This is a genomic window from Gordonia ajococcus (assembly GCF_012974285.1).
Taxonomy (GTDB): Bacteria; Actinomycetota; Actinomycetes; order Mycobacteriales; family Mycobacteriaceae; genus Gordonia; species Gordonia amicalis.
Genome location: NZ_CP052884.1, coordinates 24,116 through 49,491 on the forward strand (window position 1 = coordinate 24,116; position 25,376 = coordinate 49,491).

Here is a 25,376-nt window from a genome sequence, read left to right on the forward strand (position 1 = left end):
TTGGATGGTGGGGTGACCACTCAGAAAACCTCCGCAGTCATCCACACCAACCGCGGCGACATCAAGGTCGACCTGTTCCCGAACCACGCGCCGAAGACCGTCGAGAACTTCGTCGGCCTGGCCGAGGGAAGCAAGGAATACAGCAAGCCGAACGCGTCCGGCGGCAACTCCGGCCCGTTCTACGACGGCTCGGTGTTCCACCGCGTGATCGCCGGATTCATGATCCAGGGCGGCGACCCGACCGGCACCGGCATGGGCGGCCCCGGCTACCAGTTCGGCGACGAGTTCCACCCCGAGCTGCAGTTCGACCGTCCGTACCTGCTGGCCATGGCGAACGCCGGTCCGGGCACCAACGGCTCGCAGTTCTTCATCACCGTCGGCCCGACCCCGCACCTCAACCGTCGCCACAGCATCTTCGGCGAGGTCACCGACCCCGCGTCGCAGCAGGTCGTCGACGCCATCGCGACCACGTCGACCGATCGTCAGGATCGTCCGCTCGACGCCGTCGTCATCGAGAAGATCGAGGTCAACTGACCACTCCGGAACACACCGCCCCCCAGCGGGCGGTGTGCTACCGGCATCCCGACCGTCCCACCGGCCTGTCCTGCAGCCGGTGTGGGCGGCCGGCGTGTCCGGAGTGTCTTCGACCGGCGTCGGTCGGCCAGCATTGTCTCGAATGTCTTCGAGGTGACGGCATCCAGCAGACGCCGGCCTTCGGCGACCGCGGGATCCGGAGGATGGCCAGGACCCGGCTGTCCGAGGGCAAGCCCTACGTCACCTACACCCTGATCGGGATCAACATCCTGGTCTTCCTCCTGTGCGCGGTGCAGGGAGGCTTCGGCGACCCCGGGGCCGCCACGATCTTCAGTTCCGGAGATCTGCTCAAGAGCGACGTCGCCGCCGGCGAGTACTGGCGACTGCTGACGTCCGGCTTCCTGCATTTCAGCGTGATGCATGTGGCCGTCAACATGCTCTCGCTCTACATCCTGGGCCGTGACCTGGAGCTCGCGCTCGGCATGGCCCGCTACCTCGCGGTGTATCTGATCGCCCTGTTGGGCGGCAGCGCCGCCGTCATGCTCTTCGAGAACGACCGCGCCCTGACCGCGGGCGCCTCGGGCGCCATCTACGGCCTCATGGGCGCGATGCTGGTGATCATCCTCAAGGCGCGGGTCTCGCCGGTGCCGGTGCTGTTGATCATCGGGTTCAACGTGGTCCTGTCGTTCTCGCTGCCCGGGATCTCCGTCCTGGGGCACCTCGGCGGTCTCGCCTTCGGTTCCGCGGCCACCGCAGCCGTCGTGTATCTCCCGGGACTGGTCCTGCCCGAGGGGCGCCGGACCCCGCAGGCGACCGGCCGGGTCGGCTGGATCGCGCTCGGCGTGCTCTTCGTCGTCGCGCTCGGCCTGGGGATCGCCGGGGGCGTCACCTACGACGGGCTGACCTACATCCGCTGACGTTCACACGTCATCTGTCGTCGTCGACGTGGAATCCCGCAGCGCGGAGTTCGTCGACGACCGAGATGAGGTCGGTGCCGAGATCCCATCGGCTGAAGACCAGCAACCGGGTGTCGTCCCGGGGTCCGTCTCTCCCGGTTCCGTCATTCGGGCGGACGGGTTCGGCGTCGTCGTCGAGGACGTCGATCTCGAGCTGTCCCACCCGACGCCCGACGCGGCGCATCGACAACAGCCGGATGCGCTCGACGCGGTCGGGCGTGTAGCTGCGTCGCCCGGTCAGACCGCGGACGGTCAGCGTGGCCGGGTATCCGGCGGTGAGTTCGAGGCGCGGCCGGACGACCAGCGTGTAGACACCCAGGCCGACCAGCAGGATGCCGGCGATTCCCATGAGCACGGAGCCGCCCGGGTCGTTGGACACCAGAACCGCGCCGCCGAGCAGGATCACTCCTCCGAGGCAGCCCGCGACTCCCGCGCCGACGGGCGTCGACCATGCGTGTGTGGATGAGTCGCCAGAGTTATCCACAGGAGTTACTCACAGTGGGGAGAACTTACACACATGTTATTTCCACACTGTGGACAACTTACACACATGTGTTTCCGCAGTTCAGAGCGATTCGTCCGGCACATGAGCGGCAATGCGATCAGCGCCACCGCATGGTCATCAACAGGCCGGCCACCATGAGCGAGAACCCGATGAGGAAGTTCCAGGAGTTGAGCTGCGCCATCCAGTGGAGGACCTGACCCTCGCCGCCGTACGCGGTGGGGGTGGCGGCGAGGTAGTAGACGACGAGCCAGGCCAGCCCCAAGAGCATCAGGCCGAGCATCACGCTCACGTAGATGGTGCTCGAAGCGCCGGCCTTGACCTTGACCGGCGTCCTGCTCGCGGTGTTGATCGTGTAGTCGGTCTTCTTCCGGACTTTTGACTTCGGCATGACATCCTCTGTTGTGCTGTACCGCGGCAGCGGTCGTATGCGTGCCCTGGCGTCCCGAACGTCGTGGCGACGAGCGGTCCGGGGTCGGAAACACTCGACTTCTACGGTATCTCACCAGGTCGCTGACGGCGGTACCCGCTTTCGGCGGTAGCCTTTTGTCCGTGAGCCGCATCCTGGTCATCGACAACTACGACAGCTTCGTCTACAACCTGGTCCAATACCTGGGTCAGCTCGGTGTCGAGGCCGTCGTGTGGCGCAACGACGACCCGCGTCTGACCCCGTTCGACGCCGAACATCTGCGTGAGGCGGTCGCCGGATTCGACGGAGTGCTGCTGAGCCCGGGACCGGGCACCCCGCAGCGTGCCGGTGCGACGATGCCGATGGTCGAGGTGGCCGCTGCCGAGGAACTCCCCCTGCTGGGCGTGTGCTTGGGGCACCAGGCGATCGGCGCTGCCTTCGGCGGGACCGTCGACCGAGCTCCGGAACTGCTGCACGGAAAGACCTCGCTGGTTTTCCACGACGACAAGGGTGTGCTCGCCGGCCTGCCGGATCCGTTCACCGCCACCCGCTACCACTCGCTGACCGTCTTGCCCGAGACGATCCCCGACGAGCTCGTCGTCACCGGACGCACCGAGTCCGGCATCGTGATGGCGATGGCCCACCGCGAGCTGCCGATCCACGGGGTGCAATTCCACCCCGAGAGCGTTCTGACCCAGGGCGGGCACCGGATGCTCGCCAACTGGCTCGAGATCTGCGGAATCGAGGTCGACGAGGCACGTGTCGCGGCGCTCGAAGCGGAGATGGCCAGCGCGGTCGGCTGACGTGATCCGACCCTGCCGACCGGGCGTCCGTCAGTTCGGCAGCAGGCTGGCCTGACCGACGACGATGGTGATCGCGCCGTTCTTGCGCGCCTTCGATCCCACCGGGGGGTCCTGCCCGATGACCCGTCCGCTGTCGGGACTGTTCAGTGGCACGTTGCGCGTCTGACGCGTCAGCGTCGACCGTTCCCACCCGGCCTGCTCGAGGGATGCCTGGGCCTCGACGGGCGTCTTGCCCCGCAGGTTCGGCACGGTGAACAGGTTGCCACGGGACACCGAGAGCTGCACCGTGCTGCCCTGCTCGGCCGTCGAACCGGGCCCGGGAGAGGTGGAGATGACCTCGCCCGCGGGCTGTTCCGAGTCGACCGCGATCACCTCGACCGTCATACCGAGCTCTTCGAGGACCGCGCGGGCGCGGTCCGCCGGCATGCCGACGACGTCGCGGACGGTGATCTCCTTGGGGCCGTTGCCCACGTTGAGGACCACCGCGCCGTTCACCGGCACCTCGGTGCCGATCTTCGGTGCGGTCGAGACGACCTTGTCCTTCATGTCGATCGTCGAGTCGACACGTTCGGTCCTGACGTTGGTGAACCCGAGCACCTTGAGGGCGTCCTGCGCCTCCGACGGGGTCTTCCCGACCAGGTCAGACGGTATCCGGTGCCGTTGTGGACCGGTCGAGATGTACAGCGCGACCTCGGATCCCTCGGCCGCCAGGACCCCTTCGCCCGGCGTCGACCTGGTGGCCAGTCCGGGCCCGACGTCGAGGCTGGGTTCCTCGAGGACCCGCACCTCGAAACCGGCGCGTTCGAGGGAGGACCGGGCGTCGTCGGAACTGAGTCCGGCGACTGCGGGCACGGTGACCTCGGGATCGGACCCCGAACTCCACGGGGACCAGAGGAACAGCGTTCCGACGAGCAGCACCACTGCGGCCATCGCGCCGGCCATCAGCCGGCGTGACCTTCGGCGTGGCGGCTCGTCGTCGGCGTCGTCCCGGTATGCGTCGTCTCGTCGATGGTTGCCGCCGGCCCGCGCGGGGACGGCGCGCCGGGGCCCGGTCGTCTCCGACCGGGTGGGGCGTCGCGGCCCGGTGTCGATGAACTCGGTGCGCTCCTCGTCGGTGAGCAGCATCGGCGCCGACGGCTTGCCGCCGGCGAGCACCCGGATCAGGTCGGCGCGCAGATCCGCGGCCGACTGATACCGGTTCTCCTTGTTCTTGCTCATCGCCTTGAGCACGACGGAGTCGAGCTCACGCGGGATGTCGGGGCGCACGTGCGACGGCCACGGCGGGTCCTCGTGCACGTGCTGGTGGGCGACCGCGACGGGTGAGTCACCGGTGAACGGCGGTTCTCCGGTGAGCAATTCGAAGAGCACACAACCCATCGAGTAGATGTCGCTGCGCGGGTCGACCTTGATGCCGCGGGCCTGCTCCGGCGACAGGTACTGGGCGGTGCCCATCACCGCGGACGTCTGCGTCATGGTCGACGTCGAGTCGCTCATCGCGCGGGCGATGCCGAAGTCCATCACCTTCACCGCGCCGGACTTGTCGATCATCACGTTCGCCGGCTTCATGTCGCGGTGCACGATGCCGTTGCGGTGTGAGAAGTCCATCGCGGCCGCGACGTCGGCCATCCACGTCATCGCCTGCCGCGGTGCGATCGGACCGTTGGCGCGCAACACGTCACGCAGGGTGTCGCCGTCGACGTACTCCATCACGATGAACGGCAGCGGACCGTCCTCGGTCTCGGCCTCACCGGTGTCGAAGACCTGGACGATCGTCGGGTGATTCAGCTTCGCCGCGTTCTGGGCCTCCCGCCGGAACCGGAGGTAGAACGACGGATCACGCGCGAGGTCGGCGCGCAGCACCTTGATCGCCACGTCCCGGTGCAACACCAGATCCCGGGCATAGTGCACCTCGGACATGCCACCGAAACCCAGCGTTTCGCCGAGTTCGTAGCGGTCGGAGAGGTGGTGTGGTGTCGTCATCTGCCTCGGGGTCAGCCTCGGATCTCAGCTCGGTGTGGTGGTCGGACGTGATGTCAGCATGGCGCGGGGGTCTAGCACAGCGGGAACGGCACGCCGGGGAAGCACGGGGTACCGGTGGCGGCACCGGTGTCCGTCGTGTCCTCGGTGGTCGTCGGCGGAGCCGGTGTCGTCGTCTCCGTCGTCTGTTCGCTGGTGGTCGTCTCCTCCCGCGTGGTGGTGCGGGTCGGGCGCCGCGTGGTCGTGGTCTCCGTCGGTTCCTCGGTCGGGGCCACAGTGGTGGTCTGGGTGACTGTCGAGGAGGTGGACGGGGCCGGCGGTGCGGCATCGCTGCCACCGCTGCTGACCAGGTAGAAGCCGATCAGGCCGATCGCACCGACCAGCAGCGCGGCGGCCACACCGGCGAGGACCTTCTGGCCGGTCGTCCAGCTGTTGTCCGGTGGCGGCGCGACCGCCGTCCGGGACGTCGGACGCGGTGTGACGGGACGCGAAGCGGTGCCCGGCGACGTCGTGGCGCGTGTCGCGACGGCGGCCCCCAGCGCCGCGGCCCCGGCAGCACCCGCTGCCGCGCCGGCGACGGCACCCGGCCGCGGGGGTCGGCGACCCGCGCGGACGGCGGCCACCGCGTCGGCGAACTCGCCACCGTTGGCGTAACGCTGGCGTGGATCCTTGGCCATCGTGATCTCGATGAGCTCACGGACACCCGAGGGCAGGTTGGACGGCAGTGGCGGCGGTGATTCGCGGATGTGTTTCATCGCCACGGTGATCGCACCGTCGCCGAGGAACGGGCGCCGGCCGGTGAGGGCCTCGTAGCCGACGACGCCGAGCGAGTACACGTCGGACGCGGCCGTCGCCTCGTCGCCGGTGGCCTGCTCGGGAGAGATGTACTGCGCGGTGCCCATGACCATCCCGGTCTTGGTGACCGGGGCGGAGTCGACGGCCTTGGCGATACCGAAGTCGGTGATCTTCACCTGGCCGGTGGGAGTGATCAGGATGTTGCCCGGCTTGACGTCGCGGTGCACCAGACCCTGACTGTGCGCGGCCTGCAGGGCACGGCCGGTCTGTTCGAGCATGTCGAGCGTGTTGGTCAGCGACAGCCGGCCGAGACGCGAGATCACCGAGTTCAGCGGCTCACCGTCGACCAGTTCCATCACCAGATAGGCCAGCGGGTCGCCACCGTTGTAATCCGGTGTCTCGCCGTAATCGAAGACGTTGGCGATGCCCGGGTTGTTGAGTTTCGCGGTCGTCTGCGCCTCCGCGCGGAACCGCGCGATGAACTCCGGGTCGCTCGTGTACTCCGCCTTGAGGACCTTCACCGCGACACGACGGTTCAGGCGTGTGTCGAGGGCTTCCCACACCTGGCCCATGCCGCCCGTCGCGATCAGACGGATGAGCCGGTAACGATCACCGATGGTGGTGCCGTTCTGCAGGGTCATCGACTGCCACCTCCCACCAGTGAGTTGATCACTTCTCGTCCGATCGGTGCGGCGACGGTCCCGCCGACCGAGTCCGCACCGAATTGTCCATTCTCCACCACGACGGCCACGGCAATCTGTGCATTCGACGACGGTCCGAACGCGATGTACCAGGCGTACGGTGTCTCGGTGCTCGAACCGCTCTCGGCGGTGCCGGTCTTCGACGCGATGGACACCGGTCCGCCGGCGCCCGCGGTGGAGCGCTCGGACTCGATCATCATCGATGTCAGCTCGGCCGCCTGCTCCGGTGTGATCGGTTTGTTGGCGGTGTTCGGCGGTGTGGTCTGCAAGGTTCGCAGATCCGCCGATTGGAGCTTATCGACCAGGTACGGCTGCATACGCACCCCTCCGTTGGCGACGGTCGCCGCGATCATGGCGTTCTGCAGCGGCGTGAGCCGTACATCCCGCTGTCCGATGGATGCCTGTGCGAGAACGTCGAGAGACGGGATCTGACCCACGGTCGAGTCGGCGACGGGGATCGGGATGTCCGGGCCGGGTTGATCGAGGCCGAACAGGCTCGCGGTCTCGGTGAACTTGGGGATCGCGTCCGACATCTTCTCCGTCACCAGTTCGGCGAACGCGGTGTTGCACGAGTACTTGAACGCCGTCTCCAGCGACACGGTTCCGCCCGAGGACCCCGGGCAGGCCTGTCCGCCGTAGTTCGGCAGGGACACGTTTGTGCCCGGCAGCGGGAAACTCGGTGACGCGGTGAGGCGGATGCCCGGGGTGATGTTGTCGCGGAGCGCGGCCGCCGAGGTGACGACCTTGAAGGTCGATCCGGGCGGATACAGCTGGTTGATTGCGCGGTTCAGCATCGGCTGAGCGGTGTCGCCGGGACGGTTCCACGCCTCCCAGCTGCTCTCACGAACTTCCTGGTCGTGGCTGGCGAGTTTGTTGGGGTCGTAGCTCGGGGTCGAGACCATCGCCAGGATCTTGCCGGTGTTGGGCTGGAGCGCCACCACCGCGCCGCGGCACGGTCCGTCGCACGGCCCGTTGAGCATGGCGCGGTACGCGGCTTGCTGGACCTTCGGGTTGATCGTCGTGACGACGTTCCCGCCACGCGGGTCGCGGCCGGAGAACATGTCCATGAACCGCTGGCCGAAGAGCCGGTCGTCGGATCCGTTGAGGATGGAATTCTCGTAGTGCTCGATCTGGCTCGCCAGGTACTGGAACGAGTAGTAGCCGGTGACCGGCGCGAATGCCTCGGCGCCTTCCCGCGGGTACTGACGCAGGAACTTCAGGCGGCTGTCGATGGGCACCGACAGGGCGATCACGGTGCCGTCGGCGGTGGTGATCAGGCCGCGCTGGCGCGAGTACTCGTCGAGCAGCACCCGGTTGTTGCGCGGGTCGGTCTTCAGGGCGTCGGCCTTGAACACCTGGACGTAGGTGGCGTTGGCGAGCAGCGCGACGATCATCACGATCACCGCGATCGACACGTTCCGGATCGGCTTGTTCATCGGCGCTTCACCACCTGGGTGGGCAGCGCGTCCACCGGCTTGGCCGCCGGACGTTTCTTGACCGGATCGGGTTCGCGGGCGGCGTTGGAGATCCGGATGAGCAGCGCGACGAGGATGTAGTTGGCCAGCAGCGACGATCCGCCGTAGGACAGGAACGGCGTCGTCAGGCCGGTCAGCGGGATGAGCTTGGTGACGCCACCGACCACGACGAAGATCTGCATGGCGATGGTGAACGCCAGGCCTGTCGCGAGAAGCTTGCCGAAGCTGTCCCGGACGGCGATGCCGGTGCGCAGGCCGCGATGGATGAACACCATGTAGAGCAGCAGGATCGCGGTGAGCCCGGCGAGCCCGAGTTCCTCACCGATGGTCGAGATGATGAAGTCGGTGTTGGCGAACGGCACGATGTTGGGTCGTCCGGAACCGAGGCCGGTGCCGAACAGACCGCCCGTGGCCAAGCCGAACAGGCTCTGACCGATCTGGTAGCCCGAGCCGTCGAAGTCCTCGAAGGGGTTGAGCCACACCGAGACACGCGTCTGCAGATGGGAGAAGATCGACCACGCCAGCACGGCGCCGATGGCGAACAGACCGATGCCGAGGACCAGCCATTCGACCCGGGACGTGGCCACGTAGAGCATCGTCAGGATGGTCGCGAAGATCAGCAGCGACGTGCCGAGGTCCTTCTGGACCACCATCACCGCGATGGCGATGGCCCAGGCGGCGATCAGTGGGCCGAGGTCGCGGGCGCGGGGGAGGTCGACGCCGAGGACGTGCGGGCCCGCGGTGATGAACAGGTCGCGCTTCGACACCAGGACCGCCGCGGCGAAGATGATGATCAGGATCTTCGAGAACTCGCTCGGCTGGATCGAGAAGAACGGCGTGATGATCCAGTTCTTGGAGCCGTTGATCTCCGAGAACGCGCTCGGCAGGATCGCCGGGATGATCAGGAAGATCAGTCCGCCGAGGCCGAGGGTGTAGGCGTACCGCGACAGGGTGCGGTGATCCCGGATGAGGATCAGCACCGCCGAGAACGCGATGATGCCCAGACCGGCCCACAGCAACTGCTGGTCGGCGTTGTTGGTCGACTCGGTCGGGTTGATCGACTCACCGGTGTTGCCGGACCCGAGGTCGAGGCGGTGGATCAGCACCAGACCCAGCCCGTTGAGCACGGCGACGACGGGGAGCAGGATCGGGTCCGCGTGCGGCGCATAGCGTCGTACGACCAGGTGGGCGATCCCGAACAGCGCCGTGTACGCGGCGACGTACTTGACGATGTCCCACGTCAGGTTCTGGCCCTGGGCGGCTTGGACGACGAGAAGGGCCACTGTCACGAGACCGATGGCGAACACCAGCAGGAGTAGCTCGGCGTTGCGGCCGGTACTCGTCGCGGGCTCGCGAGGCGGGGCATGCGGGGTGGGCGCGGCTTGAGTCATCTCACCTGCTGCCGGCAGCTGGTACCGGCGTCCTGTGGAGGTGCGGGCTTCTCGGTGGGTGCAGCGCCCGGTGCGGGCGGGGCCACCGACTCGGTGGCACCTCTCTGAGGGATGCCGGACGGGTTCGCGGAGGCACGGGGAGCGGGCGGTGCGCTCGAGGCCGGGGGCGGGATCGGCGTGGACGGCGGAGGCGGAGGAGTCGACGACGGAGCATTGTCGCAGCGGAAGGTGAGCTCCTTGGTCACCACGCCCTCGATCTCCTCGGCGCTGCGGTCGCGGATCATCACGTTCTTCACCGACTGGGCCGGTCCGGACACGAGATCGTCGACGTTGAGCGAGATCTTGCAGGTGTCGTCGTACGGGATGAAGGTGTAGGTGGGTTTCTCCTGGTCGAGATTCTCGACGCACACCCGTGTCACGGGTTCGCTCATCGACACGAAGAGGAAGTCGGCCGGCGAACCCTGATGGATCACGACGTCCCCGCCGGAGTCGGCGGCCACGTAGTAGTTTCTCTGCACGACCGCGCGGACGGCGAAGAATCCGGCGACCAGTGCGACTACGACCGCGACTGCGACACCGACGGCAAGCCACCGACGCCACGTGCTCTTGTGCTTCGGCGGCGCGTCGTCCTCGGTCAGGACCGTCGGGCGCTGCGGCTGGGCGGCCGGCGGACGCAGCGCGGCGGCGCGCCCGGCAGCGGTCGCGGGATCGGGGGTGTAGTGCTCCTCGTGGCCGCCGGCGGCTCCGCCGACGATCGGGCGAGAGTCGCCGTACTCGGTGTCGACGACGTCGGCGAGGACGACGGTCACGTTGTCCGGGCCGCCACCGCGCAGAGCGAGTTCGATCAAGCGGTCGGCGCACTCCTTCGGATCCGCGATCGAGCCGAGGGTTTCGGCGAGGGTCTCCTCGCTCACGACGTCGGACAGCCCGTCGCTGCAGAGCATGTACCGGTCGCCGGCGCGGGCCTCGCGCATGGTGAGTGTGGGTTCGACCTCGCTGCCGGTCAGCGCCCGCATGATCAGCGACCGTTGCGGGTGCGTGTGTGCCTGCTCGGCGGTGATCCGGCCTTCGTCGACGAGTGTCTGCACGAAGGTGTCGTCGCGGGTGATCTGGTTGAGTACACCGTCGCGGTACATGTAGCCGCGTGAATCGCCGATGTGGCACAGTCCGATTCGGCTGCCGGCGAAGAGGATGGCGGTGAGCGTGGTGCCCATGCCGTCGAGCTCGGGCGCCTCGTGGACCTGCGCGGCGATGGCCTCGTTGCCCGCGCGTGTGGCGCGGTCGAGCTGGCTCAGCAGATCGCCGCCGGGCTCGTCCTCGTCGAGTTCGGACAGGGCACGGATGACGAGCTGACTGGCGACCTCGCCGGCCGCGTGTCCGCCCATCCCGTCGGCGAGCGCGAGCAGGCGCGGACCGGCGTAGAAGGAGTCCTCGTTGTTGGACCGGACGAGACCGCGGTCGCTGCGCGCGATGTAACGCAACACAAGTGTCACGGGCGCAACTCGATCACGGTCTTGCCGATGCGGATCGGCGTGTTCAGCGGGACCTTCGCGGCAGTCGTCACCTTGGACCGGTCGAGATAGGTGCCGTTGGTGGAACCGAGGTCTTCGACATACCAGTCGTCACCCCGTCTGGAGAGACGTGCGTGACGTTCCGAGGCGTAGTCGTCGGTGAGGACGAGAGTCGAGTCGTCGGCGCGGCCGAGCAGCACCGGTTGCTGGCCGAGGCTGATGCGGGTGTTGGCCAAGGCGCCATGCGTGACGACGAGGTAGCGGGCCGCGCCTCGTACCCCACCGCTGCGTCGACGCTTGTCCGCGCCACCCGAGTAGCGCGGGATGCGCATGCCGCCGGCCGAGGCGATGTCGGCACGAAGAGTCCGGATCACGGCGAAGACGAACAACCACAGCAACAGCAGGAACCCGATACGGGTCAATTGCAGCACCAAGCCCTGCATCTCGTGTGTTCACCTCCAGCGCCGTCACATCTCGGTTCAGTCGTACTCGGCAAGCCGTACCGGGCGGGTGTCGATCTCGACTGCCGATCGCAACCGGCGGACCCCGTGTGCATCTTATGGGCAGTTCCGCCGAACCCGTTCATTCACATATGACAGTTCAGTATCAACCGCCCGCGCACAGTCGCCGGATCGCCTCGATCAGCGACGATCGCCGCCCGCGTTCCACGGGGCGTTCGTCGGCGGTTGCCGGGCCTACTGGAACCGGACGGTGATGTCGGAGTGACCCACGCGGATGCGGTCGCCGTCGGCGAGTTCCCAGGTGTTGACCTGCAGATCGTTGACGGTGGTGCCGTTGGTCGAGTTGAGGTCGGTGAGCATCGCGGTGGTGCCGTCCCAGCGGATCTCCACGTGGCGACGCGACACACCGGTGTCGGGCAGACGGAACTGCGCGTCCTGGCCGCGACCGATCACGTTGGAACCCTCGTGCAGCTGGAAGGTGCGGTTGCTGCCGTCCTCGAGGAGCACGGTGATCGACGTCGGGGCGTAACCGGCGGCGGGACGTCCCGCGCCGTAACCCTGGTCGTAGCCGCCCTGGTAGTCGTAGGCGGCCGGCTGCTGTCCGTAGCCCTGCTGCGAATAGCCCTGCTGGCCGTAACCCTGGTCGTAGCCGGGCTGCTGTCCGTAGCCCTGCTGTTCGTAGCCGGGCTGGCCGTAACCGGGCTGCTGTCCGTAGCCCTGCTGTTCGTAGCCGGCCGGTTGCTGGTAGCCCTGCTGCTCATAGCCCTGGCCGTAGCCGGGTTGCTGGCCGTAACCCTGCTGCTCGTAGCCGGGCTGCTGACCGTAGCCCTGCTGGCCGTAGCCGGGCTGCTGGCCGTAACCCTGCTGTTCGTAGCCGGCGGGCTGCTGACCGTAGCCTTGCTGGTCGTACCCCTGCTCGTAGCCGGGCTGCTGACCGTACTGCTCGTAGCCCTGCTGTCCGTACCCCTGCTGGTCGTAGCCCTGCTGCTCGTAGGCCTGCTGGTCGTAAGCGGGATCGGCGCCCCTGCGCTGGTCGTATCCGGGGTTCTGAGTCATCTTGGGGGCTCCTTGGTCGAGGGCGTCGGCGGGAAGGGCTTGTGCGGCCGGGCGAGGATTCGGGGCCGGGGGACCGGCCGGTGGGCGAGGGGCCTTCGGTGGTGGCGCGCCGTGTGGTTGCTCCGAACGCGGCGGCACCGGTCGGGGCCGTGCGTCCGGGTTCACCGTGCCGCGCGCACGGAAGATCCCGGTGTGTAGAGATGGCGATTGCTCGAACTCTACGACGACCTTGCCGTAGGTCTGCCACCCGTTGTCATGGATGAAGTGTTCCAAATGCTTCGAGAAAGTCTTGCGGTTCAGTTCGTATTCCGCCGCGATGTGCTCGTGATCGGTCGGACTCAACAGCAATGTGTAGCTGTTCGCCGCAAGGACCGTACCGTCGCCGAGGTTCTCCAGCGACTCCTCGGCTTCGCGCGCCAGGCCGTTCTCGATCTCCTGCGGGGCCACCTGACCACCGAAAACTCGCGCAAAGCCGTCGTCAACAGCACCTTCGAGCTTGCGTTCAATTCGTTGCAGGATCCCCACCGAGACCTCCTTCCGCGGCATTCGAGCGTGTCGCCGTGCATATGGCCTTGTTTGATGATAGCGACAAGACCGGACAACTGTGCCACCACGACAACTGGTTCACCGTGTGTAACACCTGCCCCAGGGGTATGGCCAGTCACCGGTGCCGCAGGTCACCGACGCTGCGAATGCCCGCGGAGACCCGGGTTTTGTAGTAGGGGCGCGGTGCTGTTATCGTCGTCCAGTCGCCGGACGAACCCAGTTCGACGGCATGCCCGCCGGAACTCCGGCGGCCACGGGCGAGTGGCGGAATGGCAGACGCGCTGGCTTCAGGTGCCAGTGTCCTTCGGGACGTGGGGGTTCAAGTCCCCCTTCGCCCACCACGAGCGGTAGCTCAAGGCGGTACTGAGGTCAGGTTGCAGACATGCGGCCTGACCTCTTGTTATGCACGGTCAATCGAGCTGATCTCTGAGGCGTCGTATTCGGGGACTTGCCAGCGATCGGTCCCTGGAAGCAGGTTGACAGGCGTGCAGCCATCAATTGGTGGTGCGCTGCGCCATCGTCCGCGAGTTCCCGACGCCATCCTCCGTTGCGGCGATAGGATCTACTGCGTCGAGACGGCTGAAGGCTCACACTGTTCACCGAACATGTGCACCAAATGAGACTGCATCATCGCCTTCTTATGCTTCGTATTGCGGGCGGCATAGTCGGTGTGGAGTTTCTCCCCTGAAAGAACGGAACGTGGTGAAGACGACTGACCTCGCCAAGGTGCGCAACACCCTGTGGGCCGCCGCTGACGAACTGCGAGCCAACTCGAAGTTAACGCCGGTTCAGTATCGCAATCCGGTCCTCGGCCTGGTGTTTCTTGCATACGCGGAGAACCGCTTCGAGGCCGTCCGCGGCGAGGTCGAGGCAAAGGCATCCGCCCGCAACCCCGCCACGATCGCGGACTACAAGGCCAAGTCGGTGTTGTATGTCCCGGACGAGTCGCGGCTTTCGTACCTCAACGCCTTGCCAGAGGGCGACGACATCGGCAAAGCAGTCGACGAGGCAATCAAGGCAATCGAGGCTGCTAACCCCGAACTGAAGGACATCCTGCCGCGTGGCTACCAGAAGCTGGAACGGTCGACTTTGATCGAGCTGCTGCGCTTGTTCGCGCCACTACCCACCCAGCTCGAAGGCGACGCCTTCGGCTTTATCTACGAAGACTTCCTTTCCAACTTCGCCGCCCAAGAAGGGAAGGGTGGCGGAGAATATTTCACGCCATACTCGATCGTTCGTCTGATTGTGGAGATTCTGGAGCCGTTCGAGGGCCGCGTCTTCGATCCCGCTTGTGGCTCAGGTGGCATGTTCGTCCAGTGCGCCAAATTCGTTGAGCGTCATCATGAATCAGCAACGCGCAAGCTGTCTGTCTTTGGCACCGAGAAGACCGAAGACACGGTCCCGTTGGCCAAGATGAACCTCGCGCTGCATGGTCTCTCCGGCGACATTCGGCAGGCCAACAGCTACTACGAAGACCCACACAAGGCGGTCGGTGCCTTCGACTATGTAATGGCCAACCCGCCATTCAATGTCGATAAGGTTAAGAAGGATCAGCTAGCGGGCGACAGGCGATTCCCGTTCGGAATCCCCAAGTCCGACAACGCCAACTACTTGTGGATACAGGAATTTTACGCCGCACTCGGTCCAAAGGGTCGAGCGGGATTCGTCATGGCGAACTCGGCCGGAGACGCGGGGTATTCCGAGAAGGTTATTCGCAAGCAGATCATCGAGACTGGGGCCGTCGACGTGATGGTCGCAATCAGCTCGAACTTCTTCTACACGGTGACTCTTCCGGTGACGCTTTGGTTCCTGGACAAGGCCAAGGCAGGAACGTCACGCGAAGACAGCGTGCTGTTCCTCGACGCACGGCACACGTACCGACAAATAGACCGCGCCCACCGCGACTTTATGCCGGAGCAGGTCGAGTTTCTTGCCAACGTAGTCAGGCTCTACCGAGGCGAGGCGGTCGAGACGGTTGCTGGCAGCGACGTGATGCTTAAGGAGAACTTCCCCGATGGAAAGTATGTCGATGTCGCCGGACTCTGCAGGGTAGCGACGCGGTCCGAGATCGAGGACCAGGGATGGAGCCTTAACCCCGGTCGGTACACAGGCTCTGCAGCAGTGGCTGAGAATGACGAGGAGTTCGCTGCTAGTCTCGAAGCGCTGTATGAGGAGTTCACTCGCCTTAGCGATGAGGCCGACGGTCTACGCGCCAAGGTTGATGCGATTCTACAAGGGATTCTGGACGTATGAAAGAGTGGCCGATGACGACACTCGGTCAACTGTGCCGTGAAGGTGGTGGGTTCATCCGCACCGGGCCGTTCGGATCGCAGCTTCATCGCAGTGACTACACCGACGATCCGGAAGGCATTCCCGTCGTCATGCCAAAAGACATGGCTCGCGGCCGCATCGACACATCGACAATCGCGCGAATCGACGAGTGCACTGCAAATCGTCTCAAGCAACACCTCCTCACAGCGAACGATGTTGTCCTAGCTCGCCGGGGTGACGTGGGCAGGACGGCATGGGTTTTCGCGGATGATCTACCCGCCTTCTGTGGCACCGGCTCGATGCGTGTCCACCCCGGTGCTTCTTCGACCGTGAGGCCCGCCTATCTTCGCTTCTTCTTTCATACCCGGCTGGCCTTCGACTATCTGGAGGGCCACGCGGTGGGTGCGACGATGCCTAACCTCAATGCGGGAATCGTGGAGAGGATGCCGGTACCGATTCCACCTCTTCCCATACAGGACTCGCTGATCGCTGTACTGGAGGCTTTCGACGAGCTGATCGAGAACAACCGGCGCCGGGTGGAAGTGCTGGAGGAGATGGCCCGGACCATCTACCGCGAGTGGTTCGTGAAGTTCCGCTACCCCGGCCACGAGACAGTCCCCCTCGTCGACTCCGCAGTCGGCCCGATCCCCGAGGGTTGGACGATTTCTCCACTCGCTGCCCACGCGAACATCGTGATGGGGCAGTCGCCGAAATCTGAGTTCTACAACGATGACGGGATTGGCAGGCCGTTCCATCAGGGAGTAACCGACTTCGGCCAGCACTTCCCGTCAACAAGGAAGTGGTGCAGCGTCGCTGGTCGAGCGGCGGCAGCGGGTGACATTTTGATCAGCGTCCGTGCCCCTGTCGGTCGCATCAACATTGCCGACACTGACATCACTATTGGCCGTGGCCTCTCGGCGATTCGGGCGAAGGATGGTCGCCAGGCTTTGTTGCTGGGGCACCTTCGCGAAGCGTTCGCTGAGGAAGACACGATGGGTAACGATGGCGCAATCTTTAAGTCTTTGGGGAAAGCCGAGTTGGCGGCGGTGCCCGTGATCGTTCCACCGGACGTGGTTGCTGATGCAGCTAATGCAGTTCTTGCGGACAACCTCGATATGATTCGCGCCCTCACGCAGGGGGCACAGCGCTTATCCTCGCTGCGCGATTTGCTCTTGCCGAAGCTGGTCACTAGCCAAATCGACGTGACCGCCCTCGACCTGGATGCACTCGTGGGAGATCAGGTGGCGTGATATTGGCACGGGGTCCAGAGTACGACTACGTCGAGAAGCCCAGCATGGAGTTGCTGGGTGATCTCGGCTGGACTCCCGTCGATGCTTTCCACGAAACCCTAGGGGCTGAAGGCACTCTGGGCCGTGACTCCCAGCACGATGTGATCCTCACCCACCGCCTGCGCTTGGCGATGCGCAACCTCAACGCCGAGGACGTGCCTGACCTCTCGATCAACGAAGCAATCGAGGCGTTGACCAAGGACCGTTCGGTGGTTGACCGCGTACGCGCCAACCGTGAGGCTTACGACTTGCTGCGGGATGGTTACCGAGCTGAGTGGGCCGATGAGTCCGGTGAGAAGCGAATCGAAACGCTTCGCTACTTCGACCTGAAACACCCCTCAAATAATGATCTTTTGGCCGTCCAGCAGGTATGGGTGAAAGGTCCCCTGCACAGCAGGCGCCTTGACCTGGCCCTCTTCGTGAACGGTGTGCCGCTGGTCTTGTTCGAGTTCAAGTCGCCGAGCGAGCCGATCAAGTCGGCCTACGACGGCAACTTGACGGACTACCGCGACACCATCCCTCAGCTCTTCATTCCCAACTGTTTCGTGGTGCTCGCGAACGGGAGTGAGGCGAAAGTTGGATCGACCTATGCGCCGTGGGCGTTCTTCGGCGACTGGAAAGTCATTGACGCCCTCGGCACCCGAGGCGTGATCGCCCTGGAGACTGCGCTGCGCGGCACCTGTGCCCCGGCCGTTCTACTGGACTTGTTCGAGAATTTCGTTGCCTACATGGAGCGACCAGGTGGGCTGATCAAGATCCTCGCGCGTTCCCACCAGTACCTCGGCGTCAACGCCGCGATCGAAAATCTGCACCGTGCCCGCGCCGAAAAGGACAAGCGCCTCGGAGTCTTCTGGCATACCCAGGGTTCAGGCAAGAGCCTGTCGATGCTGTGGTTCACACAGAAGGTGTTGCGGCATGTAACTGGCAAGTGGACCTTTGTCATGGTCACCGACCGCGCCGAACTCGACACCCAACTCCACGGTGAGTTCGCCGATGCCGGAGCAATGCCGCCCGAAGCGAGGGTCCACGCCGACTCCATTGCGCACCTGCGCGAACTACTGGCAGCCGACCACCGCTATGTCTTCACGCTGATTCAGAAGTTCCAACCGGCCAAGGGCCGGGGCGAGCGCGTGATGCCGGTGCTGTCGGACCGCTCGGACGTCATCGTGATCACCGACGAGGCCCACCGCAGCCAGTACGACACCCTCGCGCTCAACATGCGCCGCGCGTTGCCCAACGCCTCAATGATGGGTTTCACCGGAACGCCGCTAATCGCCGGGGAAGAACAGGCTACCCGTGAGCAATTCGGTGACTATGTCAGTATCTACAACTTCGGCGACGCCATCCAAGACGGCGCCACCGTCCCCCTCTATTACGAAAACCGCATCCCCGAACTGCAACTGACCAATGCTGAGTTCGCCGACGAGCTCGACGAACTGTTGGAAGAAGCCGAGCTCGACGACGATGCCGAGGGCGCGTTGGCTCGCCAGTTCGGTACTCAGTACACGCTGTTGACGCGACCCGAGCGACTCAAGACCCTTGCCAAGGATCTGGTTGCCCATTTCGTTGGACGCGGGTTTGCCGGCAAGGCCATGTACGTCGGCCTGGACAAAGCCGCGGCGGTGCGGATGCACGATCTGGTCAAACAGGCGTGGGCCGAGCACCTGGATGATTTGCGCCGGCAACACAATGCTTTGCCGGAACTGGAGCGGCCGTGGCTGGCGTCCAGAATCGAGCTAATGGAGACCACCGACATGGCAGTCGTCGTCTCCCAAAGCCAGAACGAACTCAAGCTGCTCGATGACCAAAACCTCGACATTCGACCTCACCGCGAACGGATGAATCGCGAGGACCTGGCCGAGAAGTTCAAAGACGCAAACGACCCGCTGCGACTGGTGTTCGTGTGCGCCATGTGGATGACCGGCTTCGATGCCCCGAGCGTGTCGACTATCTACCTCGATCGGCCGATGCGCAACCACACCCTCATGCAGACCATCGCCCGCGCCAACCGGGTTTTCCCGAACAAAGACAACGGGCTCATCGTCGACTACGTCGGCGTCTTTCGGAACCTCGAGAAGGCGCTCGCCGTCTACGGCGCAGCCAGCGCAGGGGACTCGCCGATCGAGATCATCGACGCCCTCGCCGACGAACTCGACACTGCCGTCGCCGATCTGATCGCCTTCTGCACCAGCGTTGGCGTCGATCTGATCGTGATTCGCGATGCTGAAGGCTTCGACCACGTCGCCAAACGGGATGCCGCCGTCGAGGCACTGCTCGTCGATGAGCAGACCCGCAACGACTTCACCGTCAAAGCCAGACAGGTACGAAGGCTGTTCAAGGCACTCCTTCCGAACACGAAAGCCGCCGCACAGCAGCGCAATGTTGCGGCGATTCGTGTTCTCGCGGAGCGAATCCACGAAGTGACTAAACCTCCAACGCCATACATCGGAAGTGTTGCCGATGCTGTCGACGCACTGCTGGACCGCTCGGTCGGTGCCGAGGAGTACGTCATCCGCGCGGCAGCCGAAGGAAGCGAGCCCGACCCGCTAATCGACCTGTCGCAGATAGATTTTGATGGACTCGCCGCGAAGCTGGCCGGCCGCAAGCGCGCCGAGACGGACCGGATGGCTCAGCTTCTTCGACAGCAAGCGGTCGGCGCGGCGTTGCGGAACCCGACGCGCTACGAACTTGTCGAGAGGATCGAGCAGCTGATCACGGACTACAACGCAGGCAGCGTGAACATCGACGAGTACCTGCGTCGCCTGATCGAACTGTCGAAAACGCTTACCGCAGAGGAAGAGCGCGCCGTACGCGAAGGCATGACCGAGGAGGAACTCGCGATCTTCGACCTCCTCACCCAGCCCGATCCCGTGCTGACTGAGGAAGAAAGAAGAACCGTCCAGGCAAGTGCAAGGACGCTGCTAGAGCACCTTCACGAGAAGCTCGTCCAGGATTGGCGACGCAAGGTCGACGTGATGAATGACGTCAACAGCACAATCAGACGCATCCTCGATGCAGGTCTTCCCGAGACTCCGTACACCGTCGACATCTTCCGCGAGAAGGTTCAGCTCGTCTACGACCACGTTCTGAGTGCATACGGAGACGACGGCGAGAGTGTGTACAGCAGACGCACTGACTTCGGGTTTCTACACCAGACCGTAGGGATCGAACCTTCCGGACCCATCGACGTGAACAAGATTGCCGACGACGTCGTGGCACGCATTCACGCCGACCCCGCCTTCGCCGAGCGCGTCGCTCAGCAGCTGCAGGGTCACCCAAACCCGGACTGACGAATTCCGATCCTACGAGCCTGACTCGGTCCCCGGGCGGGTCGGTGACGAGCTCGGGGGTCGTCCAGCTAGCTAGAGCGTGTTGAGGTCAATGCTCAGACCCTGGCCGTTCAGTTCTTTCGCCAACAGAACCTTCGCGTCCTCGACCGTGTCCTTGTACGGAATGTACATCAGCCCATCGATATCAGACGGGCGTTCCATAACGCCAGATGTGAGAGTCGGCATTAGAATCGCGACCTGCTCCCGGCCGAGACCGCGGAGCATCATTCCCAGCTCAAGAACCACGTTCTGACGCGCACGATACTTCTTCTCGTCGGGACGATCCTTTGGATGCCCTTCGTCATCAGGTGTCACGAGCACGATGGCGAATACCGCTTCGTCCATTGCGCGTTCAAGCTTCTCGATCAGAGTGGCGCCTTCGTTGGTCAACTGGTCGAGCAGGATCGGTTCCAGATTCCAACGGCGGATGATGGCCTCGAGTTGGGTCCGCGCGGTACTATCGTGGCCGTAGACGACGAACACCTTTCGACTCTTCGGAACGGTGCCGCCGCCAACGCCATTGAGCCGGTCCTTCAGATCGGCTATCAAGTCTGATTTCGATCCACCTGCCACAACCTTGCCGGAGTGGTAGACAACGACTTTTGGCCCTTGGCTAGTGATGAGCTGAACGCCGTTCTGGACGTCCTTCTCGCCGGATATGGTCAATCCGTAGTGACCAGTCAAGAGGTTAACTACCTCATCCTTCGTAGCCATGCGCCGATCCTAATGTGAAATACCGTGGGAATTGATGAACACGCCGAGTAGCGAGCAGGGACTAACCTGAGCTAGGCGGGGTTGCGAAGTGCTTCGTTGTCGGGTTCGGTACTGGCCGTCGCAGGTTCGCCTCCGTACCGCGCGCCTGCCGAAACGGTCCTAACAACGCTGTTCTGAGACCCACAAACTCCTCGACCATCGCCAGCCCGATACCCGGCTCAAACGCCTGAAACTGCCTGGGAGCTGCGAAAACGCCCAAACCCGCAAGGCTGCGGTCCCCACAGCGGGCGCCCACCTAGGCATCACGACGTCAGACAACGCTAGGCCAATTGGCCTTCAGAGCAGCCGAAAACTCCTCGGAGATCCGCGACAGAATCCTCGGAACCTCGCGCTCGAAACCGCCGTCAACCAGCAAAGCTGTACTGGTCACCACGAGCGGAAGCTCACACGGTGTCAGAGGCCAGACTGCGAGAACGCGGTCTGGCCTTCTTGTTTAGGTCTGGCGGTGTCGCGGTTCCCGCTCACTGCTCTCCGACGACACGTAACACCTGCGACCGCTGCACGGCGTCGAGCGACAGCGTGCGGTAACCCTGCTCGTCGAAGAGCACGGTCACTCGATCCGGTTCGACGCGGACCACCTCGCCCTCTCCCCAGTCTTCGTGCCGCACACGGTGATTGAGTGGGAACGGTACGTCGGCGTCGAGGATCGCCGAGGGTGGGGCCGCTCCCGTCAGGCAGTTGTCGCAGTTGCCGCAGGCACCCACACGGTGTTCGCCGAAGTAGCCGAGCAGGAAGCGGCGTCGGCAGTCGGCGGTCTCGGCGTAGCCGCGCATCATCTCCACGCGGGACGTGTCCATCCGGGCCCCGACGTCGGCGGCGTGCACCGCTCCGGCGACCGCGTCATCCGCCGTCGTCTGACCGACTCGGTATCCGTCGGGTCCGGACAGCACCGCGCCGGCCTGCTCGAGAAGGTTCAGCGAGTTGATCAGGGTGCGTGTCCGGAGGTCGAGTCGCCGACCCAGGTCACGCAGCGGGATCGGCTCACCCTGCGGGGGCAGCGCCGCGAACACGCGGCGGAGTACGTTCTCCACGGGATGCCGACCGGCGAAGAACCGACGCAGGGCCAGATCCTCGGGCCGATAGAACAGTAGGGCCAGGGCCGGGTCGCCGTCGCGGCCCGCACGACCGATCTCCTGGTAGTAGTCGTCCAGCGAATCGGGCACCGACTCGTGGACGACGAACCGGATGTCGTGTTTGTCGATGCCCATCCCGAACGCCGACGTCGCCACCACCACGTCGACCTCGCCGGCGCGGAAGTCGCCATGCACCTGCGACCGGTCGACCGCGCGCAGGCCCCCGTGGTATCCGGCGGCGCGGATCCCGCGCCCCCGCAACGCCGACGCGTACTCGATCGCCGCCCGATGGGTGGAGACGTAGACCAGGCCGCATCCGTCGAGTTCGGTGACACGAGCGATCAGTGCGCGTCGCTTGTCCGTGGCGTGGGCGGCGCGTCGTACCTCGAGCCGGATGTTCGGACGGTCGAAGCCGGTCGCGACTACGACCGGTTCCCGCATGCGCAGTTCGGTGATGATCTCGTCGCGGACCGGTGGCGACGCGGTTGCGGTCAGGGCCAGGACCGGTGGCCGAGGCGACCTCGGCGACGCCGCCAGGCCGGCGATCGTCGCACCCAGACGCAGATAATCGGGGCGGAAGTCGTGGCCCCACGCGGCGATGCAGTGTGCCTCGTCGACCACGACCAGCGAGACGCCCGCGTCGCGGAGACGGTCGACCACCTCGGTCTTCGCCAGCTGTTCGGGTGCGACGAACACGTACTCGGCGCCCCCGGCGGTCACGAGGTCCCACGCACGGGTCAGTGCCCGCGGACCGAGCGCGGAGTTGAGGGCGACGGCGATCGGTGCGTCGTCGGCGGCGGAGATCCCGGCCACCTGGTCGTGCTGCAGTGCGATCAACGGGGAGATGACGAGGGTGATCCCGTCGAGCATGGCGCCGGCCACCTGATAGATCGCCGACTTCCCGTATCCGGTGCGCATCGCCGCAAGCACGTCGCGGCCGTCGAGGAGCGGCTCCATCGCCTCGATCAGGCCGGGTCGCAGCGTGGTCCAGCCGAAGTCCTCGCGGGCGATCCGCCTCAGCTCCGCACGACGGCGTTCGTCGATCGATTCGGTCATCCTCGCTGTTTCTCCTTCCAGACGAACCACGGGAAGACCACGACGTGCCATCGTGGAGAGAGGGGCGTCGCCCGGAATGCCGTGAACGCGGGATCCGTTGAGTATCCGGTACAGGGCGCGGAGGCGTCCCGGAGATGAGGTTTGACGATGACCGCCGGTGTTCATCGAGGACAGCACGAGCCTGCCGACGTGCTGCTTCCTGTGCACGATCCGTTCTACGACGAGCCGGCCGATGTGGCCACCCTGGCCCCGGGAGACATCATCCGGTGCCGGCAGGTCGAGCTCAAGGACTACTGGGCCTCCCAGCACCGCACCGATGCCTGGCAACTGCTGTATCGGTCGACGGACCTCCGTGGCGTCGCCGGGGTGGCTGCCACCACGGTCGTGCTTCCGCGGCGACGGGCCGGTGAGGCGCAATTCCAGCTGCTGTCGTTCCAGTGCGCGATCGATGCCGTCACCTCGCAGAGTTTCCCGTCGTACGCGCTGCGAAAGGGTGCCCGGGCGGGGCACGCCATCGCACCCTTCGAATTCCTCGTGGTGCGTCGCGCGCTCGCGAAGGGCTGGGCGGTTTCCATCCCCGACCACGAGGGCATGCTCGGCGCCTGGGGTGCTCCACGAGAGCCCGGTTATCGCACCCTCGACGGCATCCGCGCAGCGCTGGCCTTCACCCATCATGAACTCTCACACGACACCCCGGTCGGCTTGTGGGGTTACTCCGGTGGCGGTATGGCGACGTCATGGGCTGCGGAGATGGCGCCGGAGTACGCGCCGGAACTCCGGCTGGTCGGCGCCGTCCTCGGATCACCGGTCGGTGACATGGCCTCGGCGCTACTGCGACTCAACGGGAGCCTGCATGCCGGTCTGCCCGTCATGGTGATCGCCGGTCTGCGCCGGGTGTATCCACAGCTCGACCAGGTGATCCTGCAGCACGCGACCCCGTCCGGGCGTCGGCATCTCGACGAGATCGCCCAGATGCCGACCCTGCACGCGGTGCGCCGGTTCCGCAACCACGACATCGACCGATACCTCGACATCCCGCTCGCCGACGTCCTGGCTCAGCGCGAGATCGTCGAGATGATGAGCGACGTGCAGCTCGGCACCCATCGCCCCGACATCCCGTTGCTCGTCGTGCAGGCGGTGCGCGATCCGATCATCGCTGTCGCCGACGTCGACCGGCAGGTCGCCCTCTACCGCGAGCAGGGGGTGCCCGTCACATATGTCCGGGATCAGCTCAGCGAGCACATCTCGCTGCTGCCGCTGTCCGGCCCGATGGCCGTGTCCTGGCTCGCGAACCGGCTCGCCGGCCGTCCGGCGACCGATCGCACGGTGACGACGCTCGCCGGACAGCCATCGCCCGCATGGGCGCTGCGACAGGTGACCCGACGGCTGCGCGGCTCGGTGGCCGAGCGGCGTGGCGACGCCGTCGCGTCCACTGCGGGAATCGACCCCACCACGGACGTGACGGTGCCGGTCCCGCCGTCGGAACAGACCGCGTGATCACTCGCTGAAGCTCGGCGGGGCAGGATCTGGTACCCGGATGTCCGGTGTCACCGGCGCGCGACCCACACGGAGTCGCCCGTTTGGTGATGTTTGCCGTTTTCTGCACAGCTTTTCTCCTGTTGTTCACCTACTGGCCGGCTGCCGGCCGCCTGCCTGGTTGTCCGGGGCCCCTATGGTCATGCGGTCCGAAGGTGGCCCCGGAAGTGCTGGGGCACAAAGAGAAAGCGAACTCGATGAAGTTCAACAAAGTCCTTGCCACGGCGGCAATGGTCATCGCGTCCATGGGTGTGGCTACCGGTACCGCCTACGCCGACACCGCAGGCCCGGTCAGTACCCAATGGAACGTGGCTCGGCACGACTCGAGCGTCGTCGTCTCCACCGACACCGGTTCATTCGTCAAGTCCGGTAATCAGCTCGTCCTTCGCGACCGCAACGGACACAACGTGGAATCGGTCCCGCTGACCCTGGCCGTCGACGACTTCACTCATCCCGTGAATGCCTACGTGCACGGCCGGTCGGCCACGCTGACGGTGAACACCTCGCCGCTGGCCGCCCGGCTGCAGCCGGTTCGTCACAATGTCGACCTGCAGGCCGCTGTCGCCGGCGTGAAGGACAACATCGGCCTGACCGCGAGTGTGGGAGGCTTCCTCGGCGCGGCGACGGGCCTGGTCGGTGGCTGTCTGCTCGGCGCCGTGGCTGCGGGTGTTGTTTCCGCGCCGGTGGCCCTGCTCTTCGGAGCCGGCCCCCTCGCCGGTTGCATCGGCGGCGCGATCCTGCTGGGTTCGGCTGCCTCGCTGGGCGGAACCGCTGTCGGCGGACTCGGATCGGCCATCGCCAACGCCCAGCCCTTCATCCAGTTGCTCAACGCTCCGCCGAAGAAGAAGTAGCTTCTCCAGACCGCTTGACCTCTCACATCGAGGACCCCGTTCCGCAATCGCGGAGCGGGGTCCTCGACGTCATTCAGACT

The 25,376-nt window shown here is 65.3% G+C and carries 19 protein-coding genes and 1 tRNA gene; 9 read left to right on the plus strand and 11 right to left on the minus strand.

Translation table 11 applies throughout. The features are described from left to right. Positions 1-12 precede the first annotated feature (12 nt). Together GAA2_RS00115 and GAA2_RS00120 are read left to right on the plus strand one after the other, a co-directional pair. Positions 13-534, plus strand: coding sequence for a peptidylprolyl isomerase (locus GAA2_RS00115; protein ID WP_096272629.1), 522 nt, complete (start codon positions 13-15; stop codon positions 532-534). A 203-nt stretch (positions 535-737) separates the two neighbouring features. Beyond that, a complete protein-coding gene (locus tag GAA2_RS00120; RefSeq protein ID WP_159404600.1) occupies positions 738-1,451 on the plus strand; it encodes a rhomboid family intramembrane serine protease in 714 nt (237 codons plus the stop codon). Between the two features lie 10 nt (positions 1,452-1,461). Here the strand turns inward: GAA2_RS00120 and GAA2_RS00125 are convergent, their stop codons facing one another. Further along, a complete protein-coding gene (locus tag GAA2_RS00125; protein WP_159404599.1) occupies positions 1,462-1,974 on the minus strand; it encodes a PH domain-containing protein in 513 nt (170 codons plus the stop codon). Positions 1,975-2,092: 118 nt separating this feature from the next. Continuing rightward, positions 2,093-2,383, minus strand: coding sequence for a cell division protein CrgA (gene crgA, locus GAA2_RS00130; protein WP_096272635.1), 291 nt, complete (start codon positions 2,381-2,383; stop codon positions 2,093-2,095). A gap of 161 nt (positions 2,384-2,544) precedes the next feature. Here crgA and GAA2_RS00135 point away from each other — a divergent pair, with 161 nt between their 5' ends. Continuing rightward, positions 2,545-3,204: an aminodeoxychorismate/anthranilate synthase component II gene (locus GAA2_RS00135; RefSeq protein ID WP_159404598.1), complete on the plus strand. Its 660-nt coding sequence runs from the start codon at positions 2,545-2,547 to the stop codon at positions 3,202-3,204. 30 nt (positions 3,205-3,234) lie between these two features. Here the strand turns inward: GAA2_RS00135 and pknB are convergent, their stop codons facing one another. The 7 genes from pknB to GAA2_RS00170 form a co-directional block, all read right to left on the minus strand. Next, positions 3,235-5,184 (minus strand): Stk1 family PASTA domain-containing Ser/Thr kinase, encoded by a 1,950-nt coding sequence (gene pknB, locus GAA2_RS00140; RefSeq protein WP_159404597.1) that lies wholly within the window; start codon positions 5,182-5,184, stop codon positions 3,235-3,237. Between the two features lie 71 nt (positions 5,185-5,255). Then, positions 5,256-6,617, minus strand: a complete 1,362-nt coding sequence (locus GAA2_RS00145) for a protein kinase domain-containing protein (RefSeq protein ID WP_159404596.1) — start codon at positions 6,615-6,617, stop codon at positions 5,256-5,258. After that, positions 6,614-8,113 carry a peptidoglycan D,D-transpeptidase FtsI family protein gene (locus GAA2_RS00150; RefSeq protein ID WP_191834626.1) on the minus strand — a complete coding sequence of 500 codons (1,500 nt, stop codon included), beginning with the start codon at positions 8,111-8,113 and terminating at the stop codon, positions 6,614-6,616. The genes GAA2_RS00145 and GAA2_RS00150 overlap by 4 nt, the downstream gene beginning before the upstream one ends. Then, on the minus strand, positions 8,110-9,543 hold the full coding sequence (locus GAA2_RS00155) for an FtsW/RodA/SpoVE family cell cycle protein (RefSeq protein ID WP_024497913.1): 1,434 nt from the start codon (positions 9,541-9,543) through the stop codon (positions 8,110-8,112). The genes GAA2_RS00150 and GAA2_RS00155 overlap by 4 nt, the downstream gene beginning before the upstream one ends. Further along, positions 9,540-11,036 carry a PP2C family protein-serine/threonine phosphatase gene (locus GAA2_RS00160; RefSeq protein WP_191834627.1) on the minus strand — a complete coding sequence of 499 codons (1,497 nt, stop codon included), beginning with the start codon at positions 11,034-11,036 and terminating at the stop codon, positions 9,540-9,542. The genes GAA2_RS00155 and GAA2_RS00160 overlap by 4 nt, the downstream gene beginning before the upstream one ends. Beyond that, a complete protein-coding gene (locus tag GAA2_RS00165) occupies positions 11,033-11,497 on the minus strand; it encodes an FHA domain-containing protein (RefSeq protein ID WP_006437475.1) in 465 nt (154 codons plus the stop codon). The genes GAA2_RS00160 and GAA2_RS00165 overlap by 4 nt, the downstream gene beginning before the upstream one ends. A gap of 252 nt (positions 11,498-11,749) precedes the next feature. Continuing rightward, positions 11,750-13,096 (minus strand): DUF3662 and FHA domain-containing protein, encoded by a 1,347-nt coding sequence (locus GAA2_RS00170; RefSeq protein WP_262411002.1) that lies wholly within the window; start codon positions 13,094-13,096, stop codon positions 11,750-11,752. A 276-nt stretch (positions 13,097-13,372) separates the two neighbouring features. Between GAA2_RS00170 and GAA2_RS00175 the strand changes: the two genes are divergently transcribed. From GAA2_RS00175 to GAA2_RS00190, 4 genes are all read left to right on the plus strand, one after another. After that, positions 13,373-13,458, plus strand: a tRNA-Leu gene (locus GAA2_RS00175). Positions 13,459-13,816: 358 nt separating this feature from the next. Next, on the plus strand, positions 13,817-15,370 hold the full coding sequence (locus GAA2_RS00180; protein WP_248664682.1) for a class I SAM-dependent DNA methyltransferase: 1,554 nt from the start codon (positions 13,817-13,819) through the stop codon (positions 15,368-15,370). An 11-nt stretch (positions 15,371-15,381) separates the two neighbouring features. Next, a complete protein-coding gene (locus GAA2_RS00185) occupies positions 15,382-16,638 on the plus strand; it encodes a restriction endonuclease subunit S (protein WP_191834629.1) in 1,257 nt (418 codons plus the stop codon). Between the two features lie 44 nt (positions 16,639-16,682). After that, the gene (locus tag GAA2_RS00190) at positions 16,683-19,967 is read left to right on the plus strand and encodes a type I restriction endonuclease subunit R (RefSeq protein WP_248664683.1); all 3,285 of its coding nucleotides are present in this window, start codon (positions 16,683-16,685) and stop codon (positions 19,965-19,967) included. Positions 19,968-20,039: 72 nt separating this feature from the next. On the opposite strand, the gene GAA2_RS00195 is transcribed toward GAA2_RS00190, so the two are convergent. Both GAA2_RS00195 and GAA2_RS00200 read right to left on the minus strand, forming a co-directional pair. Continuing rightward, positions 20,040-20,720 carry a TIR domain-containing protein gene (locus GAA2_RS00195; protein WP_024500025.1) on the minus strand — a complete coding sequence of 227 codons (681 nt, stop codon included), beginning with the start codon at positions 20,718-20,720 and terminating at the stop codon, positions 20,040-20,042. Between the two features lie 521 nt (positions 20,721-21,241). Continuing rightward, positions 21,242-22,909 (minus strand): RecQ family ATP-dependent DNA helicase, encoded by a 1,668-nt coding sequence (locus GAA2_RS00200; protein ID WP_191834630.1) that lies wholly within the window; start codon positions 22,907-22,909, stop codon positions 21,242-21,244. 147 nt (positions 22,910-23,056) lie between these two features. On the opposite strand from GAA2_RS00200, the gene GAA2_RS00205 reads away from it, so the two are divergent. Beyond that, positions 23,057-24,406: a lipase family protein gene (locus GAA2_RS00205; RefSeq protein WP_191834631.1), complete on the plus strand. Its 1,350-nt coding sequence runs from the start codon at positions 23,057-23,059 to the stop codon at positions 24,404-24,406. A gap of 236 nt (positions 24,407-24,642) precedes the next feature. Beyond that, a complete protein-coding gene (locus GAA2_RS00210) occupies positions 24,643-25,296 on the plus strand; it encodes a hypothetical protein (RefSeq protein ID WP_191834632.1) in 654 nt (217 codons plus the stop codon). The last annotated feature ends 80 nt before the right edge of the window (positions 25,297-25,376 follow it).